Genomic DNA, 25654 nt, shown 5'->3' with positions numbered 1-25654 from the left:
GCGTCGTGCACCGACCCGGGCGCCGTGGGCGTCGATCGCGGGGGCACCGGGGAGTCCACGGCTAGCATGGCCGGGTGCCCGATCCCTTCATCGACCTGCACACGCACTCGAGCGTCTCGGACGGCACCGAGCGGCCTGCCGACCTGGTGCGTGCGGCATCGTCCGCGGGCCTCGACGCGTTGGCGCTGACGGACCACGACACCACGGCCGGGTGGGACGAGGCCATCGCAACGGCCCGGACGCTCCCGATGACGCTCCTGCCCGGGCTCGAACTGAGCACGCGGATCGGCTACCGGAGCGTGCACGTCCTCGGGTACCTCGTCGATCCCACCCACCCCGGACTCGTCGCCGAGACGCAGCGGATCCGCGAGGGGCGCGTCGATCGTGCGATGCGCATGGTCGAGCGGATCGCCCGCGACCACCCGGTGTCGTGGCAGGACGTCATCGCGCAGGCGAGCCCGGGTGCCACGATCGGCCGACCCCACATCGCGGACGCACTCGTGGCCGCCGGGCTCGAGGCCGACCGCAGCGCGGCGTTCCGCGGCATCCTGCACCCCGCCGCGGGCTACTACGAGCCCCACGAGGCGCCGTCGCCGCTGGCCGGCGTCGAGCTCATCCGTGCCGCGGGCGGGGTCCCCGTGATCGCGCACCCGGCGGCGTCGACCCGGGGGATCGTGCTCGACGAGCGAGCGCTCGAGGACCTCGTCGAGGCCGGACTCGGCGGGCTCGAGGTCGACCACCGCGAGAACCTGACGCACGGCAAGCGCGTCCTGCTCGACTGGGCGGACCGCTACGGGCTGTTCGTGACCGGCTCGAGTGACTACCACGGCACCGGCAAGCCGAACCGGCTCGGTGAGCACCGCACCGCCGAGCGCGCGTTCCGGACCATCGTCGCGTCCGCGACCGGTTCCGAACCGGTCGTCGGCGAGGGATCCCGACTCACCGTCTGACGAGCGAAGCGCGTCCGGCCGGGAGGCTGGACGCGCGTCGACGGGACCCGTCACGGTGGTCGTCGCCGGGACGACCACCGTGTGCAGACTACTCGGCAGCCGGACCGCTCGCCGCGGACGAACTCGCCGCGGACCCCGCGGACTGGCCGCCGGTGGCCGCCGCATCGGCGGCCGTCGACCCGGCCTGACCACTGCCACCACGGCGGCGGCGACGCCGACGCCGCGGGGAGCTGCCCTCGGGACCGGTCGTGCCGGCGGCGGTCTCCGCCGCCTCCGGCTCCGCGCCGACCGCGTCGGAGCCCGCGGCGGGCGCACTCGTCGTGGTCGGGCCTCCCGACCGGGTGCGCGAGCGGGACCCGGACCCGGACCGGCCGCCCTCGGACCGGCCGCCCTCGGATCGGCCGCCCTCGGAGCGGCCGCCCTCGGACCGCTGCTTGGCCGGCGCGGCCGCGTGCGGGGACGAACCGGGCAGACGGCCCTTGGTGCCGGCCGGGATGTCGAGGTCGGTGTACAGGTGCGGACTGGACGAGTAGGTCTCGGTCGGCTCCGGCTGCCCGAAGTCGAGCGCCTTGTTGATGAGCGACCACTTGTGGAGGTCGTCCCAGTCGACGAACGTCACCGCGATGCCGGTCTTGCCCGCGCGGCCGGTCCGCCCGGCCCGGTGCAGGTAGGTGTCCGGGTCGTCCGGGATCGTGTGGTTGATGACGTGGGTCACGTCGTCGACGTCGATGCCGCGCGCTGCCACGTCGGTGGCGATGAGCACGTCCCGCTTGCCGGCCTTGAACGCGGCCATCGCGCGCTCCCGCTGTTCCTGGTTCAGGTCGCCGTGCACCGCCGCGGCGTTGAACCCGCGGTCCTGGAGCTCCTCCATCAGCCGGGCCGCGGCGCGCTTGGTCCGCGTGAAGACGACGGTCTTGCCGCGCCCGTCGGCCTGGAGGATCCGGGCGATCACCTCGTCCTTGTCGAGCGCGTGCGCCCGGTAGATGACGTGCTTGATGTTCGCCTGGGTCAGGCCCTCGTCCGGGTCGGAAGCGCGGATGTGGATCGGCTTCGACATGAACCGCCGGGCCAGCGCCACGATCGGGGCCGGCATGGTCGCCGAGAACAGCATGGTGTGGCGCACCGCCGGGACCGACTGGAAGATGCGCTCGATGTCCGACAGGAACCCGAGGTCGAGCATCTTGTCGGCCTCGTCGAGGACGATCTCCTGCACGTGGCCGAGGTCGAGCACCCGCTGCCGATGGAGGTCGATGAGGCGACCCGGCGTGCCGACGACGATCTGCGCGCCGTCCTTGAGCTGTTCGATCTGGCCCTCGTACGCCTTGCCGCCGTAGATCGCGGCCAGCTTGACCGGACGGTTCGACGCGGCGAGCTCGAGGTCCTCGAACACCTGGACGGCGAGCTCGCGGGTCGGGACGACGACGAGCGCCTTGACGCCCGGCTCGGGGTCGTGCCCGAGCCGTTGGATGAGGGGGAGGCCGAAGCCGAGCGTCTTGCCCGTTCCGGTCTTGGCCTGGCCGATGATGTCCTGGCCGGTGAGTGCGAGCGGGATCGTCTGCTGCTGGATCGGGAAGGGCTCCGTGATGCCCTTGGCCGCGAGCGCGTCGACGATGTCCTGCTCGATGTCGAGATCTGAGAAAGTCAAAGAGTTCAACCCTGTTCGTTGTCGGGGAGTCCGCTCAGTCTACCGTTCTGCGCATTTCCGCAGTTCGGGACGCTGGCGGACTGGGGATGGGGCTCGCGCGCGGCCCCTATGCTGGTCCGGTGGTGTCGTGGTGGAACCGGAGACGCGCGCGTCTCGCGGCGAGCTGGCTGGCGTCGCGGAACCCCCGCGCGGCCGCGTCCGTCGAGCGGCTCCAACTCGACGACGTCTCGCCCGAACTGACCGTCTACCTGGGCCAGGCCGCGTACCTGCAGCTGTCGTTGTACGAGGCCATGGGGCGCGCCGGTGCCTCGGCGCCGACCATGTCGGGGCGCCTCGTCACGGGCGTGCTCGCCACGACCGCGCTCGATCGGCACCGCGCCATCGTGGCCGAGATCGAACGGTCCGGACACGAGCCGGCGGAACTCATGGAGCCCCACCGCGAGGCCATCGACGCGTTCCTCAGACGGACGGCCGGTGCGGACTGGGCGGAGTCGATCCTCACCGGTTACGTGACGGCCGGGATCCTCAACGACCTGTTCGCGAACCTCGCCCGGTCGCTGCCGACGGACGTCCGGAACCGCTTGCGTGGGGTGTTTGACGCACGCGAGGAGCCTGCGGTCGTCGAGGAACTGACGGCGGACATCGCCCGCGACCCGCTCGTGGCCTCGCGCCTCGCCATGTGGGGGCGGCGCCTCGTCGGTGACACGCTGCTCGTGGCGCGGTCGGCGCTCGCCTCGCACGCCCGTGAGGACGAGGAGCGCCTCGAGCCGGTGTTCACCGAGCTCATCGCGGCCCACACCCGGCGGATGGACGCCCTCGGGTTGACCGCCTGAGCCGAACCGGGTGACCGGACCCGGTGCGGATCCCGGACCCGGTCCGGGTCTCCGCTCCGGACCGTGGTGCTCCCGGCCGCCCGGGCCTCCCGGCCGATGCGTCAGGAAGCGGTACCGACGGTGCGGAGGCGCTCGAAGAACGCGGCGTCCGCGCGCTCCCGCCGGCGCCCGACCGACCACGCCGTCACCAGCGCGACGACGCCGGCGACCACGAGCGTGACCACCCAGATCCAGGGTTCGCCGTACGACCACCCGGCCCAGGTGAGGGCCTCCCACAGCACGGCCGCGACGGCCCCGCCCACGGCGGGGGCGAGGAACACGCCCCGCGTCACGTGCCACGGCACGACGATCTGCGCGAACAGGCCGGTCAGGATCCCGCCGAGCACCGCGAAGAGGAGTTCCATGTGGACCGAGGGGTCAGGCGACGAAACCGATGCGGCGCGACTCCTCGGAGCCGACCTCGACGTACGCGAGGGACGCGACCGGGACGATGAACCGTCGGCCCTTGTCGTCCTGGAGCGACAGGTGCGTGGCGCCCGAGGAGAGCGCGGCCGACACGGCCTGCTCGATGTCGGCGGCCGTCTGCTTGGTCTCGAAGGCGATCTCACGCGGGCTGTTGGTGATGCCGATCTTGATGTCCACGAGCACAGCGTATCCGAGGGCCCAGGGGCGGGCTCCGGCGTTCACCCACAGCGCACATGCGCGCCGTCCCGGTGGTGTCGGCGGCCCTCGGTAGCGTGACGGCGTGCCGACCGCGACCTCGACGACCAGTGCGCCCCGCCGTGCCGTCCTGCGCGACGCCGGGCTGACCGGCCGCGGGCGGGCGAGTGCCGCGGTGGTCGTCGCTCCGGTCCTCCTGGACCCCGCGCAACGGTCCGTGCTCGCGCTGCCGCACGACACGTGCGCCGCCGTGATCGGTGCACCGGGCACGGGCAAGACCACGGTGCTCGCGCAGCTCGTCGCCCACCTGCTGTCCGAGCCCGGCGGTGTCAGCGCCGACGGGTACACGAGCGTCCTGACCCTGACGTCGTCGCGTCCGGCCGCCACCGCCCTGCGGGACCGCCTGGCGGCGGCCGCGGACCGCGTGGTGCCCGGCGCGCTCGCCCGGACCGTGAACTCGCTCGCCTTCCAGGTCGTCACGCACGCCGCAGCGCTCGTCGGGCAGGAGGCCCCGACGCTGCTGACCGGTGGGGAACAGGACGCGGTCCTCGCCGACCTCATCGCCGGGCACGCCGTCGACGGCACCGGCCCGGCCTGGCCCGATCCGATCACCCCTGCCGTCCGCGAACGTGCCGGCTTCCGGACCGCGCTGCGCGACGTCATGATGCGCACGGTCGCCGCCGGGATCGAGCCCGGCGACATGCGCGAGCTCGCAGGCGACCACGGGCGCCCGGAGTGGGCGGCCGTCGGGGACCTCGTCGACGAGTACCGCGCGGCGGTCACGGCGTACCGCGAGACCGCGCTCGACGCGGCGGAACTCGTGGCGTTCGCCACCGCGGCCGTGGCGCGGGGCGAGGTGCCGCCCGCGGTCGCCGCGCTCCGCCACGTCCTCGTCGACGACGCCCAGGAACTCGTGGAGGGCGAGGTCGCGTTCCTCGGTGCGCTCGCCCGACGGGGCGTGCGGATCGTCGCCTTCGGCGATCCGGACATCGCCTCGAGCGCGTTCCGCGGCGCCGAGCCCGACGTGCTCGGTCGCCTGGCGGTCCGGCTCGGCGTGCCGGCCGTGCACGAGGTCGTGCTCGCCACCGTCCACCGACACCCGCCCGCGATCCGGGCGCTCGTGAGCGCCGTCACCGCCCGGATCGGTGCGGCGGCCGCGGGGCGGCAGCGGGTGGCGGCCGCCGCGGGTGCGGACGACCGGGCCGACGCCGTGGTGCACCTGGAGGCCCCGAGCCGCGCCGGCCTCGTGGCCGCCGTCGCCCGTCGGTTGCGGGAACACCACCTGTTCGACGGCGTGCCGTGGGAGCGCATGGTCGTCGTCACGCGGAGCGGGGCAGCCGTGCCGGACCTCGTCCGCGCCCTGGCCGTTGCCGAGGTCCCCGCCACCGCCGCGAGTGCTCCGGCGCGCCCGCGGGACGACGTCGCCGCTCGGGCGCTCATCGACGCGGCGGCGGTCGCCCTCGGGGTCCGCGCGCTCGACCCCGCCCTCGCCACCGCGTTCGTGTCCGGGCCGCTGGGCGGCCTCGACGCCCTCGCGGTACGGCGGCTGCGGCTCGCCCTGCGCCGCGAGGAGCTCGCCGCCGGGGGCACGCGCCCGGCGGACGACCTGCTGGTCGAGGCGCTCTCCGGCCCGGACCGCTTCACGACGATCGACGCGGGCTTCGCGCGCCGAGCCGGACGCCTCGCGGCGAGCCTCGAGCGGGCGCGCCGCGATGCCGCCGGGGGCGCCAGCATCGAGGAACTGCTCTGGGGGCTGTGGGAGCGCAGCGGACTCGCCCGCACGTGGGGCGGGCAGTCGGCCGCCGGCGGTGTCGGCGCGGCCGAGGCGGACCGGCATCTCGACGCGGTGGTCGGTCTGTTCACGGCGGCGAAGCGGTTCGTCGAACGCACACCGGACGCCCCGGCGCGTGTGTTCGTGGACGACCTGCTCGGCGCCGACCTGCCCGAGGACACGATCGGACCCGACCGGACCGCCGGCCGGGTCCGCGTGGTGACGCCGCTCGCGACCATCGGGGTGGAGTGCGACGTCGTGGTGGTGCTCGGACTCCAGGACGGCGTGTGGCCGAACACCCGCGTCCGTGGCAGCCTGCTCGACCCCGACGGCCTCGTCCGGGCCGCCGCCGGGATCGAGCGCACACCGACCGACGAGCGCGCCGCCGTGGTCGCCGACGAGCTGCGGCTGTTCGCCAGGGCGGTGTCCCGCGCGACGACCCAGGTGGTGCTCGGCAGCATCGCCAACGACGACGAGGCTCCGAGCCCCTTCCTCCGGCTCGTCCCGGTGCCACCCGACCGCACGCCGAACCCCCACCCGCTCTCGCTCCGGGGCATGGCCGGGTCCCTGCGCCGACGGGTCGTGACCACCGGCGATCCGGAAGCGGCATCGGCCCTGGCACGCCTGGCGGCGGAGGGCGTCCCCGGGGCCGATCCGGACGAGTGGTACGGCATCGCCGAGCCGAGCACCGACCGACCCCTCGTCGACCTGACGGCGGAACCGGTGGTGCCGGAGGACGGCGGGGCGGCCGTGCCCCCGACCGTCGCTGTGTCGCCGTCGCGCATCGGGACCTTCGAGGAGTGCCCGCTGCACTGGTTCGCCCAGTCCTTCGGCGGTGGCGCACCGAGCCCGGCCATGGGCATCGGGACGATCGTCCACGACGCCATGGAGCACGCGACCGACGTCGACGTCGAGTCGCTCTGGCGCCGCGTCGAGGACCGGTGGTCCGAGCTCGTGTTCGAGTCCGACTGGATCGCCGAGCGGGAACGCGCTCGGACGCGGCGGATGATCGAGGGTCTCAGCGACTATCTCCGCACGGCTGCCGCCGCCGACCGACGCGTCCTCGGTGCCGAGGCGTCGTTCGTGCTGGTGACCGGCCCCGCTCGCCTCCGCGGCAGCATCGACCGGATCGAGGAAGCGCCCGACGGCACCGTCAGCGTCGTCGACCTGAAGACGGGGACGACGATGCCGGGCAAGTCCGCCATGCCGGAGCACGCACAGCTGGGTGCGTACCAGCTCGCGCTCGCCGACGGGGCGGTGGAGGGCCTCCCGGCCGACGTCCCCGTGTCGGACGCACGGCTCGTGTTCGTCGCGAGCGGGCAGGGCGGGCACGCGTTCACGGAACGGATCCAGCCCGCGTTCGACGACGACGCCCGCGCGTCCTACCGGCAGCGCCTGCACACGGTCGCCGAGGGCATGGCCGGACGCGTGTTCGTCGCCCACGTCGACGACCACTGCGAGCGCGCCCGGACCGGTGTCGAGTGCCGGATCCACGTCGTCGGGGAGGTCACCTGGTGACGGGCGCCCCCGCCGCGGAGCAGGACCGGCACGCCGAGGTCGCGCCGACGGCATCGGCGGACGCGGCGGCCCCGTCGGCTGCGATGCACGCGGCGGCCCGCCCCGCGGCGCGGTACTCGGCGGACGCGATCGCCGACGCCCTCGGGCGGCCTCGCCCCACCGACCAGCAGCGCGCCGTGATCGAGTCGCCGCTCGCGCCGGCGCTCGTCGTGGCGGGCGCGGGGAGCGGGAAGACCGAGACCATGGCCTCCCGGGTCGTGTGGCTGCTCGCGAACGGCGCGGTGCGCCCGGACGAGGTGCTCGGCCTGACCTTCACCCGCAAGGCCGCCGGTGAGCTCGGCGTGCGGATCAACGACCGGATCGCCGCGCTCGAGGGCGCCGGGCTGATCGAGCCCGCCGACGCCTTCGAGGCCCCGACGGTCTCCACCTACAACGCCTTCGCGAACGCGGTGTTCCGCGAGAACGCCCTGCTCGTCGGGCGTGACGGCGAGTCGCAGGTCCTCACGGAGCCGTCGGCCTGGCAGCTCGCGCGACGCGTCGTGGTCGCCGCGCAGGACGACCGCCTGGCGGGTCTGGGCCGGAACGTCGACACCGTCACCGCGGCGCTCGTCGCCCTCAACGGCGCGATGAGCGAGCACCTGGTCGACCCGGACCGGCTCCGTCGCTTCGCGGAGCAGTTCACCGCGCTGCTCGAGCTCCCCGCAACCCGGGGCAAGCCGTCGGCCGCGCTGGTCGGGACGGTGCCGGCCGTCGGCGGACTCGCGCCGCTGGTGGACCTGGTCGAGACGTTCCGACGCCAGAAGACCGAGCGGGGCTTCGTCGAGTTCTCCGACCAGATCGCCCTCGCCCTCGCCGCGGCCGAGGCGGCACCGCGCGTCGCGGACGACCTGCGCGCCCGCTACCGGGTCGTGCTCCTGGACGAGTACCAGGACACGTCGGTCGTCCAGACGCGGTTCCTCGCGCGGCTGTTCCGCGGGCACCCCGTCATGGCTGTGGGTGACCCGCACCAGTCCATCTACGGGTTCCGCGGGGCGAGCGCGGCCAACCTCGCACGGTTCCCCCGGGACTTCGGCGCGGACGACCCGTCGCCCAGGACGTACGCGCTCTCGACGAGCTGGCGGAACCCCGCGTCGGTGCTCGTCGGGGCGAACGCCCTCGTGGCGCCGCTCACCGAGGCCGCGCGCGTCCGCGTCGAGGAACTCCGCCCCCGACCGGGTGCGGAGGTCGGCACGGTCGAGGCACGGTTCCCCGAGACCCTGCCGGAGGAAGCCGCTGCGGTCGCTGACTGGTTCGCCGCCCGGCGGGCGGCGCGACCCGGCACGTCGATGGCACTGCTGCTCCGGGCCCGGAAGGACCTCGCGGCCTTCACCGCGGCGCTGGGCCACCGCGAGGTGCCCTACCGCGTGCTCGGCACCGGCGGCCTGCTCCAGCGGCCGGAGATCGTCGACCTCGTGGCCTGCCTGCGGGTGCTGCACGACCCGTCCGCCGGCAACGAGCTCATCCGCCTGCTCACGGGCGCACGCTGGCGCATCGGTCCCGCCGACGTCGTCGCCCTGCAGCGCGTCGGCCGGTGGCTGTTCGAGCGCGACCACACGCACGCGCGTCTCGACCCCGCGGTCGCGGACGCGTTCCGGGGCTCGGTCGCGGCGGGCGAGCACGGGTCGCTCGTCGACGCCCTCGACTTCGTCGCGACCGCACCCGACGAGCACGGGGCGACCGCCGACATCAGCGCCGAGGGGCGACTCCGGATGCGGGCGCTCGGTGCCGCCCTCTCGGCGCTCCGCGCCCGCGCCGGCGGTGACCTGGTCGACTTCGTCACGCTCGTGGTGCAGGAGATGCGGCTCGACGTCGAGGTCGCGGCGCACGAGCAGGGCGCGTCCGACCACCTCGACGCCTTCCTCGACGAACTCGCCGGGTTCGTGGCGACGGACGACCGAGCCGATCTCGGCTCGTTCATCGGCTGGCTCGACGCGGCCGCGCGCCGCGACGACATGGGGCCGCGGAGCGAGGAGCCGGAACCCGGCACCGTCCAGATCCTGACCATCCACGGGGCGAAGGGGCTCGAGTGGGACGCCGTCGCGGTCCCGCGGATGGTGGAGGGCGCGCTGCCGGCCCGTCCGCAGGAGGGCTCGACCGGCTGGCTCGGCTTCGGGCGGCTGCCGTACGAGTTCCGCGGCGACGCCGACGAGCTCCCGCATCTCGCCTGGCGGGGTGCCGAGACCCAGAAGGCCGTCGCGGACGCGATCGCGACCTTCAAGGAGGCCGTCGGGCGCAGCAATCTCGACGAGGAGCGCCGGCTCACCTACGTGGCGCTGACCCGCGCACGGCAGGCGCTGCTCGTGACCGGCTCATACTGGGGGACCGGCGTGCGCCCGACGGAGCCGAGTCGCTACCTCGCCGACCTCGTCGCCGCCGGTGTCCTGGATCCGGACGCGATCCCGGCGGGAACCGAGTTCGACGAGAACCCGCTCGCCGACTCCGGCGCGACCATGCCGTGGCCCCACCTGCCGTTCGGCGAGCGGGGCGCGCGTGTCCTGGCGGCCGCCGACCGGGTGCGGGCAGCACACCCGGGTGCCGCCGGACGGTACGCGGCCGACCTCGACCTCCTGCTCGCCGAGCGACGCGCCGCTCACCGCGACCGTCACGTCGTGACCGTGCCCCACCGGATCCCGGCCTCGGGGTTCAAGGACTACCTGACCGAACCCGCCGCGGTCGCGGAGCGGCTCCGTCGCCCGATGCCGGAGCGGCCCTACCGGGCGACCCGCCTCGGGACCCTGTTCCACCAGTGGATCGAGCGCCGGGCCCGGCCGTCGGGGTCGCTCGAGACCCTCGACGCCTGGGACGGCGAGCTCGACGCCGACGTCGACGAGCACGGCGGCACGGCCGCTGCCCCCTCCGACGACGACGCCCGGCGGCTCGCCGAGTTCCAGGCCACGTTCGCACGGTCCCGCTGGGCCGACCGCACCCCGGTCGAGGTGGAGCGCGAGATCCACATCCCGTTCCTGGGGCACAGCGTCGTGTGCAAGCTCGACGCCGTGTACGAGATCGACGGGCGGATCGAGATCGTCGACTGGAAGACGGGGCGCGCGCCGTCCGGGGCCGAGGACCTGGAGCGGCGGCAGCTCCAACTCGCGCTCTACCGCGTGGCGTACGCGGAGTTCACCGGACGGCCGGTCGAGGACGTCGACGCGGTCTTCTACTTCGTCGCGGACGACCTCGAGGTGCGTCCAGCGGAACTGCTCGACCGAGCCGGTCTGGAGCGCGCGTGGGTGCGTGCGATCGACTGATCGTCAGGCGTGCCGACGCTCCGTCGACGACAGCAGCTGCTCCACCTCGGTGATCTCCATCGTGTCCGGCGACGCGGCCTGGAGCGGCTGGGCGAGGGGCGAGTGCACCACGTCGACGAGGCGGTGCATCATCGCGACCGCGTCGTCCACGACCTCGGTGCTCTTCACCTGGACGCCGTGCAGGAGCCACTGGGCGGTCTCGAGCTCGTGGTAGAGCCGCGCCCGTTGCGGCACCTGCCGGTCCCGGGCGCCGCCGCCGGCCGTGTAGGCGTGCATGACCGTCTCGAAGGCGGACGCGTTCCGTGCGCTGAGGACCCAGGCGAGATCTCGTGCCGGGTCGCCCAGCCGGAGCTCGCCCCAGCCGAGGACGCCGCTGACGTGGTCGCCCACGACGAGCACCCGATCCGCGGCGAGACCGCCGTGCACCACCGTCGGGGTGAACTGCCACAGCTGTTGGTCGCGCGCGGCGCCCTCCCACCGTTCCGTGAGCGCCGCCGGCACGAGCCCGGTGGCGACGGCCCGGTCCATCACCGACACCGCCGAGCGGAGGATCTCGAACGGTGTCAGCGACGGCAGTCCCGCGTCCGTCACGAAGCTCGTGGGGAGCGCGTGGACCGCGGCGATCGCGCCGCCCAGCGCGGTCGCGAGATCGGGCTGCTCGACGAGCGCGCCGAGGTCGACGTGCGTGCCGTCCACGTAGGTGGTCACGATCGCACGGGTCTGGCCGATGGGCGCCTGTCCGCGGTACTCCGGCACCGCGAACGGGAGGCGCGTCCGGATCCCGGTGCTCAGCGCACGGATGGCGACGAGGTCGGCCGACTGGCGCCCCTCGGCTCGCTGGCTGCGTGGACGTCGGATGACGAGCTGCTCGCCCTCGGCGTCACGGAGGACCGCCGAGTCGTAGTCCCCGGCCTGCGCGGAACCGAGCGTCCGGGTGCCGGTGACCACGAGCCCCGGAACGGCCGTGGTGGCCAACGCCGCTAGAGTGAAGTGGGAACCCGCCATGTCCTCAAGGGTAGGTCGGTGCCCTGGTGTCGAACCGACGCCACGCTGTCTCCCGGACGATCATCGCCGCGCACTCGAGCGGCGGTCCCGCCTGGCGTCCCACCGTCTCGGCGTCCGCCCGGGCGCATCGCAGAGAGGACCGCATCGTGTCGCAGGAGTTCGTCGATCGTCTGCCGCTCGCCCGGAACGAGCTCGACCGCGACGGCGAGTACCGGGAGACACCGGACCTCGAGCGGCTGCTCCGAGCCGACCCCGAGACGCGGTTCCTGCCCGTCCGCCGCGCCGCGTTGCTGCGGGAGCCGGACGGTGTCCTGCGGTTCGTCGACGCGGCCGTGATCCCCGAGGGCACCACGCTGCTGTACCTGGGGCGCGCGCTCGCGGACGCCCCGGACGCACCGCGCGGTACCCGGTTCGTCGCGGCCTTCGTCGACGACGCCACTGCCACCGCCATCGAGCCGGACGACACGGCGTGGGAGAACCTCCGGATGTTCGGCACCGAGCTCTCGGCCCGTGACTCCGGCATCGCGGTCGAGGCCGTGGCCATGGCGAACTGGCACGCGGTGCACGGGTTCTCGCCGAGGACCGGCAGCGCCACGACGACCGAGCGGGGCGGGTGGGTGCGGCGCGACCCGGAGGGCCATGAGCACTTCCCCCGGACGGACCCGGCGATCATCGTGGGGGTCACCGACGGCGAGGACCGCCTGCTGCTCGGCTCGAACGCCGCCTGGGAGCCCGGCCGGTACTCGCTCCTCGCGGGCTTCGTCGAACCGGGCGAGAGCCTCGAGGACGCCGTGCGCCGCGAGGTCTTCGAGGAGTCGGGCGTCCACGTGGAGGACCCGGTCTACCTCGGATCCCAGCCGTGGCCGTTCCCCGCGTCGCTCATGCTCGGGTTCCGCGCTCGCGCCGTGGGCGGGGACGCCTCGACGATCCGGCCCGATGGTGTCGAGATCATGGACGTCCGCTGGTTCTCGCGTGCGGACCTCGCGGCGGTCGCCGGACGCTCGGTCCACCTGCCCGGTCGGACCTCGATCGCTCGCGCCATCATCGAGGACTGGTACGGAGCCGAACTCGACGTCCCCTGACATCGATCGGCCCGGCGTCCCGGCGTCCCGCTGACGAGCCGGACCGAACCGCACGAGAGGGGAGATCGCCCATGGACCCCGAACGCCTGCTCGAGGCGCTCGACCCGGAGCAACGGACCGTCGCACGGCGCCTGCTCGGACCGGTGGCCGTCCTGGCGGGTGCCGGGACCGGCAAGACCCGTGCGATCACACACCGCATCGCGTACGGCGTGGCGACGGGGACGTACGCGCCGAGCCACGTGCTCGCGCTGACCTTCACGACCCGCGCGGCCGGCGAGCTCCGCGCGCGCCTCCGAGCACTCGGCGCCGGTCAGGTCGCGGCCCGCACCTTCCACGCGGCCGCCATGTCCCAGCTGAGCTACTTCTGGCCCGACACCATCGGGGGTCCGGCGCCGCGCATCGTCGAGTCGAAGGGCCGCCTCATCGCGCACGCGGCCGACACGATCGGCATGGGTGTGGACACCGCCGCCCTCCGTGACCTGGCCGCCGAGGTCGAGTGGCGGAAGGTGCAACGCCTGACGCTCGAGGAGTACGAGGCCGCCGCGGCCGATCGCGCGATCCCGACCGGGACGACGCCCCGCCGGGTCGTCGACCTCATGCGCGCGTACGAGGACCTCAAGGACGATCGTCGGCAGCTCGACTTCGAGGACGTCCTGCTCGCGACGCTCGGCATGGTCGAGTCGGAACCGCGGGTCGCGTCGTACGTCCGGCAGCAGTACCGCTTCTTCGTCGTCGACGAGTACCAGGACGTCTCTCCGGTGCAGCACGACCTGCTCCGAGCGTGGCTCGGTGACCGCGACGACGTGTGCGTCGTCGGGGACGCCTCGCAGACGATCTACTCGTTCGCGGGTGCGTCGAGCCGGTACCTCCTCGGTTTCGGCACCGACTTCCCCCGCGCCTCGGTCGTCCGCCTCGAGCGGAACTACCGGTCGACGACCGAGGTCGTCCACGTCGCGAACACGCTCATGCGCGGGCAGCCGGGGGCGCTCGACCTGGAGGCCCGCACGGACGAGCCGGGGCACCCACCGGAGGTCGTCCCGGTCGCCGACGACGCGGCCGAGGCGCGCGAGGTCGCCCGCCGCGTCGCCGATCGCATCGCCGGCGGGGCGCGGCCGTCGGAGTGCGCCGTGCTGTTCCGCATCGGAGCGCAGTCCGCGGCGCTCGAGGCGGCACTCGGGCGCGCGGGTGTCCCGACGCGCGTGCAGGGCGGCCCACGGTTCTTCGACCGGCCGGAGGTGCGCCAGGCCGTGCTGCTCCTCCGGGGTGCGGCGATGAGCATCACGGACGAGCCGGTGACGAAGACCGTGTCCGACGTCCTGCGGTCCCTCGGCTGGGCCGCGTCGCCGCCCGATGCCGCCGGTGCGGGTGCGGTGCGCGACCGGTGGGAGGCGCTCCAGGCGATCATGGGCCTCGCTGAGCAGGCCGCGCCCGGCACCACCCTCCAGCGCTTCACGGCGGACCTCGTCGACCGCGAGGCGACCCATCACGAACCCGAGGTCGAGGCCGTCACGCTCTCCACCCTCCACTCGGCGAAGGGGCTCGAGTGGCCGCACGTGACGATCGTCGGGGCGTCGGAGGGCCTCTTGCCGATCTCGTACGCGACGACGGATGCCGAGGTCGACGAGGAGCGCCGCCTGTTCTACGTCGGGGTCACGCGCGCGCGGGCCTCGTTGACGGTCACGTGGGCGCGGCGGGGATCGGGGCGCGGAGGAGACCGTCAGCCGAGTCGTTTCCTGGCAGCGCTCGGCACGCGCACCGTGGATGCGGCAGCAGCGTCCGGCTCGTGACCGCGAGCGTCTCGCGGTCGACGAACACCTGCACGCCAGCCGCGTGACCGGTGGTGGTGGCGTCCCGGTCAGCGGACGCGTCGCCGTCGCCGTCGCCGACGCCCTCGCCCTCGCCCTCGCCGTCGGTGACCGAGGTCGTGATCGGTCCGGCGCCCGTCCCGGTGCCCAGCCGGTCGAGCGCCAGGCGGCACGCGATCGCGGCCACCGCTGCCGCGCGGTGGGGTGACAGCGGCGCGGCGCGTCGCCCCCACAGTTGTGTCGCGAGCGTGGGCCAGTGATCGTCCTCGTCCACCCGCGCGAGCTCGACGCAGTGCAGGCACGGACCGCGGTCCGGCTCGACGACGGGGCCGACCCGGACGCGCCCGTCGCCGACGACGACGGTGAGCTGCGGGAGGTCGCGGAGCAGCCACGCCGACCGCAGGGCGGGATCGAGGACGTGGTCCGCGACCGCCAGAGCCAGGTCGGCCTCCGGGGTCGCCGGTCCATGCGGTTCCCCCGCTGGAGGATCGGGCTGGGCCACCGTCACGCCCTCGCCGCGCAGGTGCCCCTGCAGCAGGTCGACGACCGGCCCGGATCCGTGGAGTTCGACGCACCGTCGGCGTGCGACCGGCCGGTCGACCAGCACGGGCGCGACCGCCGCGAGCACGCCGGCCGCCGCGGCCGGGCTGCACCGGGCCTGGGCGGCGAGAGCGGGGAGGGCCTCACGGCTCGTCTCACGCCGGAGGGACGTCAGGAAGCGCTCCTCCGCCACGGAGGCGACGGGGACCACAGCCCGTGGCGGATCCACCCCGATCTGCACCGTGTGCAGGTCGCGCCAGACGAACTCGAGCGACGGATCGATGCGGATGCCCATGTCCGGCAGTCTCGCCGGTCCGGGGCGGACGGTTCCCGGACCTCCCGTCAGTTGTGGAGAACCGGGACCTGTGGACGAGCGCTAGTCGTCGTCGCGCGCCGTGCCGTCCGGCGACTCGTGCGGACGGTCGTCCGTCGTGTCGTTGAGCAGGTCCTCGAGCGCGCGGTCGATGTCGTCGGAGGCCGTGCCCGGGTCCCGCAGCCGCGCGACGAGCGCGTCGGGGTCGTCGATGTCCGCGGACGTCGGGACGAGGTCCGGGTGCGACCAGAGCGCGTCGCGCTGCTCCGGGCCCAGCTCGTCGACGACCCGCTGCCACATCGCCGCGGCCTCGCGTAGCCGCCGCGGCCGGAGTTCGAGACCGACCAGCGTGGCGAACGCGGACTCCGCGGGACCGCCCGCGGCGCGACGGCGACGCACCATCTCGGCGATGGCGGCCGACCGGGGCAGGCGCGTGGTCGCCGCCGCGGTGACGACGTCGACCCAGCCCTCGATCAGCGCGAGCATGGTCTCGAGTCGCGCGAGCGCCTGGTCCTGCTCGGGCGTCCGCGGGGGGATGAGGGCGCCGCTCGACAGGGCGTCGCGCAACTCCTCGGCGTTCGAGGGATCGAAGCCGCTCGCGAGTTCCTCGATCGCGGAGGTGTCGACGTGGATGCCACGTGCGAACTCGGTGATCGAGGAGATGAGGTGGAGGCGCAGCCACCGCGCCGAGCGGAACAGGCGCGCGTGCGCGAGCTCGCGGACCGCCAGGTAGATCCGGACCTCGTCGACGGGGACGTCGAGGCCCTCGGCGAAGGCGGCGACGTTCTGCGGCACCAGGGCGGCCTGCTGGTCGTCGAGGAGCGGGACCCCGACGTCGCCGCCGGACACGACCTCGGTCGCGAGCTGCCCGACGACCTGTCCGAGCTGCACCGCGAACAGGGCGCCGCCGACGCTCCGCATGATGCGACCGGCACCGCTGAGCATGCTCCGGAGCTCCTCGGGCGCCTGCTGGTCGATGACCTCGGTGAGGGCGTCGGCGATGCTCGTCGCGACGGGCTCGGCGATCTGGCTCCAGACCGGCATCGTCGCGGACGCCCACTGCTCGCGCGTCATGAGGCGCGGCGCCGCGGTGAGCTCGGCGACCGAGGTGACGTCGTCCAGCCACAGTGCGGCGACCTGGAACGCCTGCGTCAACGCGGCGCTCGTCGCCGGGTCGACGCCCTGGCCGCCCTCGCGAGCGATCGCGACCGCGCGCTCCGTGGCAGCCGAGAAGTCGATGCCGTCGCCGCCGCCCCGGACGGCGTCCTGCAACTGCCCCATCAGCCGGGCGACGAAGGCCGGGTCGTTCGGGAGCCCCGCGGCGCCCGCGAGCTGGGACGGATCGATGTCGGCACCGCCGGAGAGGAGGCGGCGCAGCATCTCCTGGAACTCGTCGTCCGGTTGCCGCTGCGGATCATCAGCCATGCGCACTACGCTAACCGCTGCCCTGCACCCGGACCTGGGACGTGCCCCTCGGACGCCCGTTCGCGCTGCGCCGTGGGCGAACACGCGCTCCCGTGACCGGGACGCGCGGAGCACCGGCCCGTCGGAAGGACCTCGTTGACCCTCTTCGCCCCGGCTCCTGCCCGCCCGCGTTCCCGCGCTCGCACCGTCGGCTGGGTGCTCGTCGTCGCCGCGGTCGTCCTCGCCCTCCTCGCCACCGTGCTGCCGAGCCCGTACGTCATCGAACTGCCGGGCCCGGTGTTCAACACCATCGGCACGCAACAGCAGGGCACCGCGGCGAAGCCGAAGCGGGTGCAGCTCATCCAGGTGTCGGGACACCCGACCTACCCCACGGCGGGCGCCCTCGACATGCTCACCGTGAGCGTCGAGGGCACCCAGACCGAACGCCCGTCGTGGCTCAGCGTCATCCGTGCGCTGTTCACGAAGTCCGAGGCCGTCGTCCCCGCCGAGGCGATCTACCCGACCGGCGAGACGACCGAGCAGGTGAACCAGCAGGACGCCGCCGACATGGCGGACTCCCAGCAGGCGGCGGTCGCGGCGGCCCTCGTCCACCAGGGGTTCACGGTCGGCTCCACGCTCACCGTCTCGGCGGTCGAACCCCGGTCGGCGGCCGACGGCGTCCTGCGCGAGGGCGACGTCATCGAGTCGATCAACGGGAGGTCGTTGACGCACGACAGCGACGCCAGCACCCTCCGCGCGCGCGTGACCGCGAACGGCGCCGGGAAGGCCGCCACCCTCGTGGTCCGTCGCGACGGCGCCACCCGGACCGTCTCGATCACACCGAAGGCCTCCGACGGTGCGGTGCTCCTGGGCATCGGCGTCAGCCAGCACTACGACTTCCCGTTCTCGGTGAAGATCCGCCTGCAGGACGTCGGTGGCCCGAGCGCCGGCATGATGTTCGCGCTCGGGACCATCGACAAGCTGACGCCCGGGCACCTCAACGGCGGAGCCCACGTGGCCGGGACGGGCACGATCGACGTCGACGGCGACGTCGGTGCCATCGGCGGGATCCGGCAGAAGCTCTACGGTGCGCGCTCGGCGGGCGCGACGGTGTTCCTGGCCCCGGAGAGCAACTGCGACGAGGTCGCCGGACACGTCCCCGACGGGCTCGACGTCTACGCGGTGTCGACGCTCCGGCAGGCCGTGCACGACCTGTCCGTCGTCCGGAGCGGCGCGAGCACCGCCCACCTGGCGCGCTGCGGATCCTGACCGGGGTCTGCCGCCGTCCATGGCACGCCGGGGCGGCTCCGGGCGGTTCCACCGACGCTCCACAGCCTGCGCTCCGCCCAGCGTGATCGTCAGCCCGAACCCATAGGATCAGGGTCCCGACGGCTGCGACGCCGTCGTGTCGACACGTCTGGAGCTCACCTGGTGACGAACACATCGTCCGCTGTCCGGCGGCGCTCGCCGCGGATCCCGATCGTCGTCACGATCATCGTGCTGGCGGCGCTGGTGATCGCGTTCTTCGTCTTCGCGAGCCTGTACACCGACTACCTCTGGTTCGCGCAGCTCGGGTTCCAACACGTCCTCACCACCCGGTGGCTCGCCGGCACCGCGATGTTCTTCGCCGGTTTCCTCGGCATGGCGGTGCCGGTGTACGTCAGCATCGCCGTCGCCTACCGGTTCCGGCCGGTCTACGCCAAGCTCAACGCCCAACTCGACCGCTACCAGCAGGTCATCGAACCGCTCCGCCGCGCCGTCATGTTCGGCGTGCCGTCGGTCCTCGGACTGTTCGCAGGCCTCGCGACCGCGCCGCGCTGGAGCCTCGTGCTCGCCTACTTCAACCGCACGCCGTTCGGCCGCGTCGACCCGCAGTTCCACCTCGACATCGCGTTCTACGTGTTCGACCTGCCGTTCTGGCGTGCGCTCGTCGCCTTCGCCTCCGCTGTCGTGCTCATCGCCGGACTCGCCGCCGTCGCCGCCAGCTACCTGTACGGCGCGCTCCGCTTCGGCAGCCGGGAGGTCCGGATCTCGCGGACCGCTCGGGTCCAGTTGGCCGTCACCGCGGCCCTGTACGTGGCCCTGCAGGCCGTCAGCCTCTGGCTCGACCAGTACGCGACCCTCTCGAAGGACAACTCGCTCATCACGGGTGCGCAGTACACCGAGGTCAACGCGACCATCCCCGGGCGCGAGATCCTCGCGGGCATCGCCGCCGTCGTCGCGCTCCTGTTCGTCGTGACAGCGGTCATCGGCCGGTGGCGGATCTCGGTCGTGGGCACCGCGCTGCTGCTCGTGTCGGCCATCGTCGTCGGCGGGATCTACCCCTGGGTCGTCCAGCGCCTGCAGGTGGCACCGAGCGAGCGCAGCTACGAGTCGGCGTTCATCCAGCGCAACATCGACGCGACCCGGTCCGCGTACGACGTCGCGGGAGTGAAGGAGCGTTCGTACGACGCCAGGACCGACACGCAGACCGGAGCGCTCGCGTCGGACGCGCAGACCACGGCGAACATCCGCATCATCGACCCGTCGATCGTGTCGGAGTCGTTCAGCCAGCTGCAGCAGTACCGCCAGTACTACAAGTTCCCCTCCACCCTCGACGTCGACCGCTACGACATCGACGGCACCTCCGAGGACACCGTGATCGCCGTGCGCGACATCGATGTGGACGGGCTCGGCTCCTCGGCGACGCAGTACAACCGCACGTTCGTGTACACACACGGGTACGGGGTCGTCGCCGCGTACGGCAACCAGCGCACGAGCGACGGCAAGCCCGTGTTCCTCGAGTCCGGCATCCCCTCGACGGGCGACCTCGGGGACTACCAGCCGCGCGTGTACTTCGGCGAGAGCTCGCCCGCGTACTCGATCGTCGGGGCGCCCAAGGGGACGAAGAAGATCGAGCTCGACTACCCCTCGGGCGCCGAGGACGCTGCGGCGAGCAACGCGACGACCACGTACCAGGCGAACGGCGGACCGAGCATCGGCGACGTGTTCAACCGGCTCGTCTACGCGGCCAAGTTCGGGTCGGAGCAGATCCTGCTGTCGAACGCGGTGAACGCGGATTCGCAGATCCTGTACGACCGCGATCCGCTCCAGCGGGTGCAGAAGGTCGCGCCGTACCTGACGCTCGACAAGGACGTCTACCCGGCGATCGTCAACCACCGGATCGTCTGGATCGTCGACGGCTACACGACGACCGACGCGTACCCGTACTCCCAGAGCGCGAGCCTGTCGGACAGCATCAACGGCACCACCTCGTCCGGGTACAACACCGACCAGGTGAACTACATCCGGAACTCGGTCAAGGCGACGGTGGACGCCTACACGGGCAAGGTCACCCTGTACTCCTGGGACGCGAAGGACCCGCTGCTGACGACGTGGAAGAAGATCTTCCCCGCGACCGTCCAGCCGATGTCGTCGATGAGTGCCGAGCTGCTCGACCACGTGCGGTACCCGACCGACCTGTTCAAGGTGCAGCGGACCATCCTCGGGACCTACCACGTCACGAACGCGAACTCGTTCTACTCCGGCGACGACGCCTGGGTGACGCCGCAGGACCCGTCGTCGAGCTCGTCGAGTTCGTCCACGTCGAGGGTCACCAGCGCACTCGGCACCACCACGACGACCTCGAGCGCCGACCTGCAGGACCCGTACTACCTCACGATGAAGGTCCCGGGGGAGCAGACGGCCTACACGCTCTACTCGACCTACATCCCGCAGCAGTCGGGGTCGAACGCGCGGAACGTGCTGACGGGGTACCTGTCGGTCGACTCGGACGCTGGCGGGCGTGGCAAGGGCAAGCGCTCGAAGGCGTACGGGCGTCTGTCGCTCCTGACGATCCCGAAGACCGACAGCGTGCCCGGTCCGGGTCAGGTCCAGTCGTCGTTCAACGCGGACACCGACGTCTCCACCGAGCTGAACATCCTGAAGCGGGGTGACACGACGATCAAGCGCGGCAACCTGCTGACGCTGCCGATCGGCGGCGGCTTCCTGTACGTCCAGCCGGTGTACGTGCAGTCCACCTCGAACACGTCGTACCCACTACTGCAGAAGGTCCTCGTCGCCTTCGGGGACAAGATCGCGTTCGAGGACACCCTCAACGACGCGCTCAACTCGCTGTTCGGTGGGAACTCCGGTGCCGCGGCGGGCGACCAGGGCGCGTCGACGGGCTCGAGCGGCACCGGTTCGGGTACCAGCGGAGCCAGCGGATCCGGCTCGAGCGACACGGGTTCCGACTCGGGCGCGAGCGGCTCCGGTGGATCGAGCGGCGCGGGATCGGTCAGCGCGAACGCTGCCCTCCAGCAGGCGCTCCAGGACGCGAGCCAGGCGCTCCAGGACCGTCAGCAGGCCTACGCCGACAACGACCTGGTGGCGGCGGCCGAGGCCGACAAGCGACTGCAGCAGGCGGTGCAGGACGCGCTCCAGGCCGAGTCGAACGGAGCGACCACGGGGTCGAGCAGCTCGTCGAGTTCCTCCTCCAAGTGAGCCGGATCGGGGCCGCTCGCTCGTGCGAGCGGCCCCGATTCGCGTCCTCGTCCGGGCCGTGTTAGGCTTCTGAACCGTGCCGCGGGGTGGAGCAGTTCGGTAGCTCGCTGGGCTCATAACCCAGAGGTCGTAGGTTCAAATCCTGCCCCCGCAACAAGATGAAGGCCCGGTCCGCCAGGACCGGGCCTTCTGCGTTCCCGCTCCGGTGTTCCCCGTTGCTGCGTTCCCGGTCGAGGGCGGAGCAGACGCGGCGCGTCGGTGGGGTCGCGCGCCTCCCGGCCGGTGTCTACGCTCGTGACCGTGCCCGCCACCCTGACCATCGCCGTCGCCCAGTTCGCGCCGGTCGCCGACGTCGCAGCGAACGTGGCGACCATCGGTGCGGCGGCGGACGGCGCCTCCGCCCGTGGTGCCGACGTCCTCGTCGCACCGGAGTACAGCTCGTTCTTCGAGCCTGAGCTCGGCCGTTCGTACGTCGATGCCGCAGAGCCGCTGGACGGCCCGTTCGTCTCGGGGCTCGCGCGGCACGCGAGGAGAACGGGCCTCACCATCGTCGCCGGCATGAGCGAACGCGGTACGGACGCCGACCGGTTCCGCAACACGGTCGTGGCGGTCGGCCCCGACGGTGACGTCGTGCTCGCCTACCGCAAGGTGCACCTCTACGACGCGTTCGGCGCTCGGGAGTCGGAGTGGATCGAGCCGGGGGATCCGGAGCAGGAGCCCGTGTTCGAGCGCGGCGGCGTACGGATCGGCGTCGAGACGTGTTACGACCTCCGGTTCCCCGAGGTCAGCCGTCGGCTCGCGGTCGCTGGCGCGGACGTCCTGCTCGTGCCCGCGGAGTGGGTCCGGGGGCCGGGCAAGGAGCACCACTGGCGGACACTGCTGACGGCTCGGGCGATCGAGAACACCGTGTACGTGGTCGGTGCCGGGCAGACACCCCCGGTCGGCGTCGGCCACTCGGTGGTGCTCGACCCGTCGGGCGTCGTCGTCGCCGGGCTCGGAGCGGATCCGGGCCTCCTGGCCGCGACGATCGAGACCGCGACCGTCGAACGCGTGCGGGCGGTCAACCCGTCGCTGGCGTTGCGCCGTTACGCGGTCACACCGCGGTAGCGCGGAGTGCCGCGAGCCGGCCGGCGGCCTCCTCGAGCACCTCGCGGCGCTTGCAGAAGGCGAAGCGGACGAGGGAGCGGTAGCCGGCCGCGTGGTCGGGTCGGACGAATGCGGTCACGGGAACTCCGACGACCCCGGCGAGGCGCGGGAGGTCCAGGCAGAGCGCGCGGGCGTCCGGAGCGCCGAGGGGGGCCGCGTCCGCGATGACGAAGTACGTGGCGTCCGGCAGCATGACGTCGAAGCCGGCGGCGGTGAGGCCGGCCGCCAGCAGGTCGCGCTTGACGCGGAGGTCGTCGGCCACACCCTGGAACACGGCGTCCGGCAACCGGAGGCCGACCGCCACCGCGGGTTGGAACGGCGCGCCGTTCACGAAGGTGAGGAACTGCTTGACCGCGAGCGCCGCCTCCACGAGCGCGGCCGGGCCGCTCAACCAGCCGATCTTCCACCCGGTGGTGCTGAAGGTCTTGCCCGCGCTCGAGACGGTGACCGTTCGCTCCCACGCGCCGGGCAGGGTCGCGATGGGGACGTGCGGGACGCCGAACGTGAGGTGCTCGTAGACCTCGTCGGTGAGGATCACCGCGTCGTGCTGCTCGGCGAGTTCCACGATGGTCGCGAGGACCTCGCGCGGCAGGACCCGACCGGTGGGGTTGTGCGGCGTGTTGACGAGGATCACCCGGGTCCGGTCGGTGACCGCGGCGCGGAGTGCGGCCTCGTCGGGCAGGAAGTCCGGTGCGACCAGGGGGACGGTGACGTGCGTCCCGCCCGCGAGGCGGATGAGTGCGCCGTACGCGTCGTAGAACGGCTCGAAGGTGACGACCTCGTCCCCGGTGTCGACGAGGGCGAGCAGGGTGGCCGCGAGCGCCTCGGTCGCCCCGGCCGTCACGAGGACCTCGCGCTCCGGGTCGAGGTCGATGCCGTGGAACCGCCGCTGGTGCTCGGCGATGGCGGCGCGGAGGTCCGGGATGCCGCGGCCCGGCGGGTACTGGTTCACCCCGGCGAGCACGGCGGCGGCCGCGGCCTCGACCACCGCGGCAGGCCCGTCCTGGTCCGGGAACCCCTGGCCCAGGTTGATGGCGCCGGTGGCCGCCGCGAGCGCGCTCATCTCGGCGAACACGGTCGGGGCGGGTCGTCCGTCCGGGGCGAGCAGCATCGCTCCCTCCGCGGCGCGGAGCCAGGGTCCGGTGGTTCGCATGCTGCTCCCGTCTCTGGGCTGGTCGGTCCAACCTAACGGCCGCGGCGCACGCGGCGACGGATGTGTCCGGGCGTGACGACCACGACGTTCAGGTGGTGCTTATGCTCGACCTAGGGTCCTGCCAGGGGTGGCAGGACGACCGTTCAGGTGGGTGGGCGAGACTGCTCTGCGCTGGAAGGGAGCACGCCGAGCATGACCGACACCACCCCGACCGGGAACGACGACCGTCGAGCGGCCGCCACGGAGCGGGGCGCCGACGAGCCGACCGCGATGAGAACTGGAGCACGCCGATGACGGCCGACGACGACGAGGCCCGCACGACCGGGGCCGACACGGGGGACGCGGACCAGCCGCGGTACGGCGAGCGACTGCCGGGGTACGGCTCCGACGGTCGCGCGCAGGACGCGCAGCAGACCGATCGCTTCACGGCCCCCTACCCCCGCGACGCGGGCGGCCAGGGGCAGTACGGCCAGCAGGGGCAGTACGGTCAGGGGCAGTACGGCCAGCAGGGGCAGTACGGCCAGCAGGGCCACGACAGCGGCCAGTACGGTCAGTACGGTCAGTACGGTCAGGGCCACCAGGAGGGCGGCCAGTACGGCCAGCAGTCGCCCTACGGGCAGTCGCACGGCGGCTCGGCGTACGGCGCTCCGTCCGCCGGCGGCCAGGGAGCGACCGACCAGTACGGACACCCGATCGGCTACGGACCGGGTGCGCACCAGACCACCGCTCCGGGTTCCTCGCAGGCGCCGACGAGCGCGTTCGGCGATGTGGACGGCGCCGACCGGCGGAACGGGACGTACTTCGAGGGCGGCGACAGCGGTCAGCCGCGCGACGCCCGACGTCGTGGCGCGTTGCCGCTCATCGGGATGCTCGTCATCGGCGCGGTCATCGGCGGGCTGGGCGGGGCGACCGTGTACGCCGCGGCCGACCACGACGGCGGGACGACCACGACGACCTCGTCGGGCACCACCTCGAACGGGCACCTCACGGTGAACGACTACAACTCCGCGACCGTGGTCACCGCGGTCGCGGCGAAGGCCACGCCCTCGGTCGTCACCATCAACGTGACCGCGGGCGGTGAGGCCGGCACCGGATCCGGCGTCGTGCTCGACAAGGACGGCTACATCGTCACGAACACCCACGTGGTGACGCTCGACGGTGACAGCTCGAAGGGCACGATCCAGGTCACGACCTCGGACGGCAAGATCTACAAGGGCACGCTCGTCGGCACCGACCCCACGGTCGACCTGGCGGTCGTCAAGATCGACGCGAGCGGCCTGACCCCGATGGACTTCGCCAACTCGGAGAAGCTCAACGTCGGCGACACCGCCGTGGCGATCGGCGCGCCGCTCGGGCTGTCGAACACCGTCACCGACGGCATCGTCTCGACCCTGAACCGCAGCATCCAGGTCACCTCGAGCGCGCCGAGCAGCGGTTCCGGTGACTCGAACGACGGCGGCGGCAACAACGGCCAGGGCCCGTACGACTTCTGGGGCAACGGCGACAACGGCAGCGCGTCCACGTCGGACGTCGTGTCGCTGCCCGTGATCCAGACCGACGCGGCGATCAACCCGGGCAACTCGGGTGGCGCGCTGCTCGACTCCAAGGGGCGTCTCATCGGGATCAACGTCGCGATCGCGAGCGCGGGCAGCTCCTCGTCGTCGTCCGACTCCCAGTCGGGCAGCATCGGCGTCGGCTTCGCCATCCCGGCGAACCTCGCCAAGCGCGTGGCGGGTGAGATCATCGACAGCGGTTCCGCCAGCCACGGTCTCCTCGGCGCCACGGTCGGCGACGCGACCGACGACACGAGCGCCACGCAGGTGGGCGCGGTCATCAAGTCGGTGACGAGCGGTGGCGCCGCGGCGTCGGCCGGGCTGCAGAAGGGCGACGTCGTGACGGCGCTCGGTGGCGTCCAGGTCACCGACGGTACCGACCTCACCGCACAGGTGCGGTACCTCGCGGGCGGTGCGAAGACCACGGTCACGTACGTCCGGAACGGGCAGAGCCACACCGCCGACGTCACGCTGGGCACCTACAAGGCCAGCTGACGCCGGGCGGCC

General features: G+C 73.1%; 17 protein-coding genes and 1 tRNA gene. 11 read left to right on the top strand and 7 right to left on the bottom strand.

The features are described from left to right. Positions 1–74: 74 nt before the first annotated feature. Complete coding sequence (locus DEI86_RS10960; protein ID WP_111010843.1) at positions 75–950, top strand: PHP domain-containing protein; 876 nt, start codon at positions 75–77, stop codon at positions 948–950. A gap of 88 nt (positions 951–1038) precedes the next feature. On the opposite strand, the gene DEI86_RS10955 is transcribed toward DEI86_RS10960, so the two are convergent. Then, positions 1039–2595, bottom strand: coding sequence for a DEAD/DEAH box helicase (locus tag DEI86_RS10955; RefSeq protein WP_111049537.1), 1557 nt, complete (start codon positions 2593–2595; stop codon positions 1039–1041). Between the two features lie 119 nt (positions 2596–2714). On the opposite strand from DEI86_RS10955, the gene DEI86_RS10950 reads away from it, so the two are divergent. After that, positions 2715–3428 (top strand): ferritin-like domain-containing protein, encoded by a 714-nt coding sequence (locus tag DEI86_RS10950; protein ID WP_258368670.1) that lies wholly within the window; start codon positions 2715–2717, stop codon positions 3426–3428. Between the two features lie 101 nt (positions 3429–3529). Here the strand turns inward: DEI86_RS10950 and DEI86_RS10945 are convergent, their stop codons facing one another. Then, complete coding sequence (locus DEI86_RS10945; protein WP_111010840.1) at positions 3530–3832, bottom strand: hypothetical protein; 303 nt, start codon at positions 3830–3832, stop codon at positions 3530–3532. A gap of 13 nt (positions 3833–3845) precedes the next feature. Continuing rightward, entirely contained in the window at positions 3846–4070 is a 225-nt protein-coding gene (locus DEI86_RS10940; protein ID WP_111010909.1) for a DUF3107 domain-containing protein, read from the bottom strand. Between the two features lie 103 nt (positions 4071–4173). Between DEI86_RS10940 and DEI86_RS10935 the strand changes: the two genes are divergently transcribed. After that, entirely contained in the window at positions 4174–7377 is a 3204-nt protein-coding gene (locus DEI86_RS10935; protein ID WP_111049536.1) for a UrvD/REP family ATP-dependent DNA helicase, read from the top strand. Further along, a complete protein-coding gene (locus tag DEI86_RS10930; RefSeq protein WP_258376524.1) occupies positions 7374–10664 on the top strand; it encodes an ATP-dependent DNA helicase in 3291 nt (1096 codons plus the stop codon). Before DEI86_RS10935 ends, DEI86_RS10930 begins: the two co-directional genes overlap by 4 nt. Positions 10665–10667: 3 nt before the next feature. On the opposite strand, the gene DEI86_RS10925 is transcribed toward DEI86_RS10930, so the two are convergent. Continuing rightward, on the bottom strand, positions 10668–11669 hold the full coding sequence (locus DEI86_RS10925; RefSeq protein ID WP_111071253.1) for a phosphotransferase: 1002 nt from the start codon (positions 11667–11669) through the stop codon (positions 10668–10670). Between the two features lie 146 nt (positions 11670–11815). Between DEI86_RS10925 and nudC the strand changes: the two genes are divergently transcribed. Further along, complete coding sequence (gene nudC / locus DEI86_RS10920; RefSeq protein WP_111049592.1) at positions 11816–12751, top strand: NAD(+) diphosphatase; 936 nt, start codon at positions 11816–11818, stop codon at positions 12749–12751. Positions 12752–12822: 71 nt separating this feature from the next. Continuing rightward, a complete protein-coding gene (locus tag DEI86_RS10915) occupies positions 12823–14538 on the top strand; it encodes an ATP-dependent helicase (protein WP_111049535.1) in 1716 nt (571 codons plus the stop codon). Here DEI86_RS10915 and DEI86_RS16560 read toward each other — a convergent pair. Next, complete coding sequence (locus DEI86_RS16560) at positions 14429–15391, bottom strand: hypothetical protein (protein WP_181439761.1); 963 nt, start codon at positions 15389–15391, stop codon at positions 14429–14431. The two genes, DEI86_RS10915 and DEI86_RS16560, sit on opposite strands and share 110 nt — an antisense overlap. A gap of 81 nt (positions 15392–15472) precedes the next feature. After that, complete coding sequence (locus DEI86_RS10905; protein WP_111036484.1) at positions 15473–16834, bottom strand: zinc-dependent metalloprotease; 1362 nt, start codon at positions 16832–16834, stop codon at positions 15473–15475. A 135-nt stretch (positions 16835–16969) separates the two neighbouring features. Between DEI86_RS10905 and DEI86_RS10900 the strand changes: the two genes are divergently transcribed. The 4 genes from DEI86_RS10900 to DEI86_RS10885 all read left to right on the top strand — a co-directional run bounded on the left by DEI86_RS10900 (position 16970) and on the right by DEI86_RS10885 (position 22402). Then, on the top strand, positions 16970–18082 hold the full coding sequence (locus DEI86_RS10900; protein WP_111049533.1) for a PDZ domain-containing protein: 1113 nt from the start codon (positions 16970–16972) through the stop codon (positions 18080–18082). A 162-nt stretch (positions 18083–18244) separates the two neighbouring features. Continuing rightward, positions 18245–21295, top strand: a complete 3051-nt coding sequence (locus tag DEI86_RS10895) for a UPF0182 family protein (protein ID WP_181439760.1) — start codon at positions 18245–18247, stop codon at positions 21293–21295. Positions 21296–21375: 80 nt separating this feature from the next. Then, positions 21376–21449: transfer RNA gene (locus tag DEI86_RS10890), tRNA-Met, on the top strand. Positions 21450–21595: 146 nt separating this feature from the next. Next, the gene (locus DEI86_RS10885; RefSeq protein WP_111049590.1) at positions 21596–22402 is read left to right on the top strand and encodes a carbon-nitrogen hydrolase family protein; all 807 of its coding nucleotides are present in this window, start codon (positions 21596–21598) and stop codon (positions 22400–22402) included. Here DEI86_RS10885 and DEI86_RS10880 read toward each other — a convergent pair. Further along, positions 22389–23594, bottom strand: a complete 1206-nt coding sequence (locus DEI86_RS10880; RefSeq protein ID WP_111049532.1) for an aminotransferase class I/II-fold pyridoxal phosphate-dependent enzyme — start codon at positions 23592–23594, stop codon at positions 22389–22391. The two genes, DEI86_RS10885 and DEI86_RS10880, sit on opposite strands and share 14 nt — an antisense overlap. A 290-nt stretch (positions 23595–23884) precedes the next feature. Here DEI86_RS10880 and DEI86_RS10875 point away from each other — a divergent pair, with 290 nt between their 5' ends. Then, a complete protein-coding gene (locus DEI86_RS10875) occupies positions 23885–25642 on the top strand; it encodes a S1C family serine protease (protein ID WP_258372010.1) in 1758 nt (585 codons plus the stop codon). Positions 25643–25654 lie beyond the last annotated feature (12 nt).

The organism is Curtobacterium sp. MCBD17_028 (genome assembly GCF_003234875.1).
Lineage (GTDB): Bacteria > Actinomycetota > Actinomycetes > Actinomycetales > Microbacteriaceae > Curtobacterium.
This window is presented reverse-complemented; position numbering and strand designations above follow the sequence as displayed.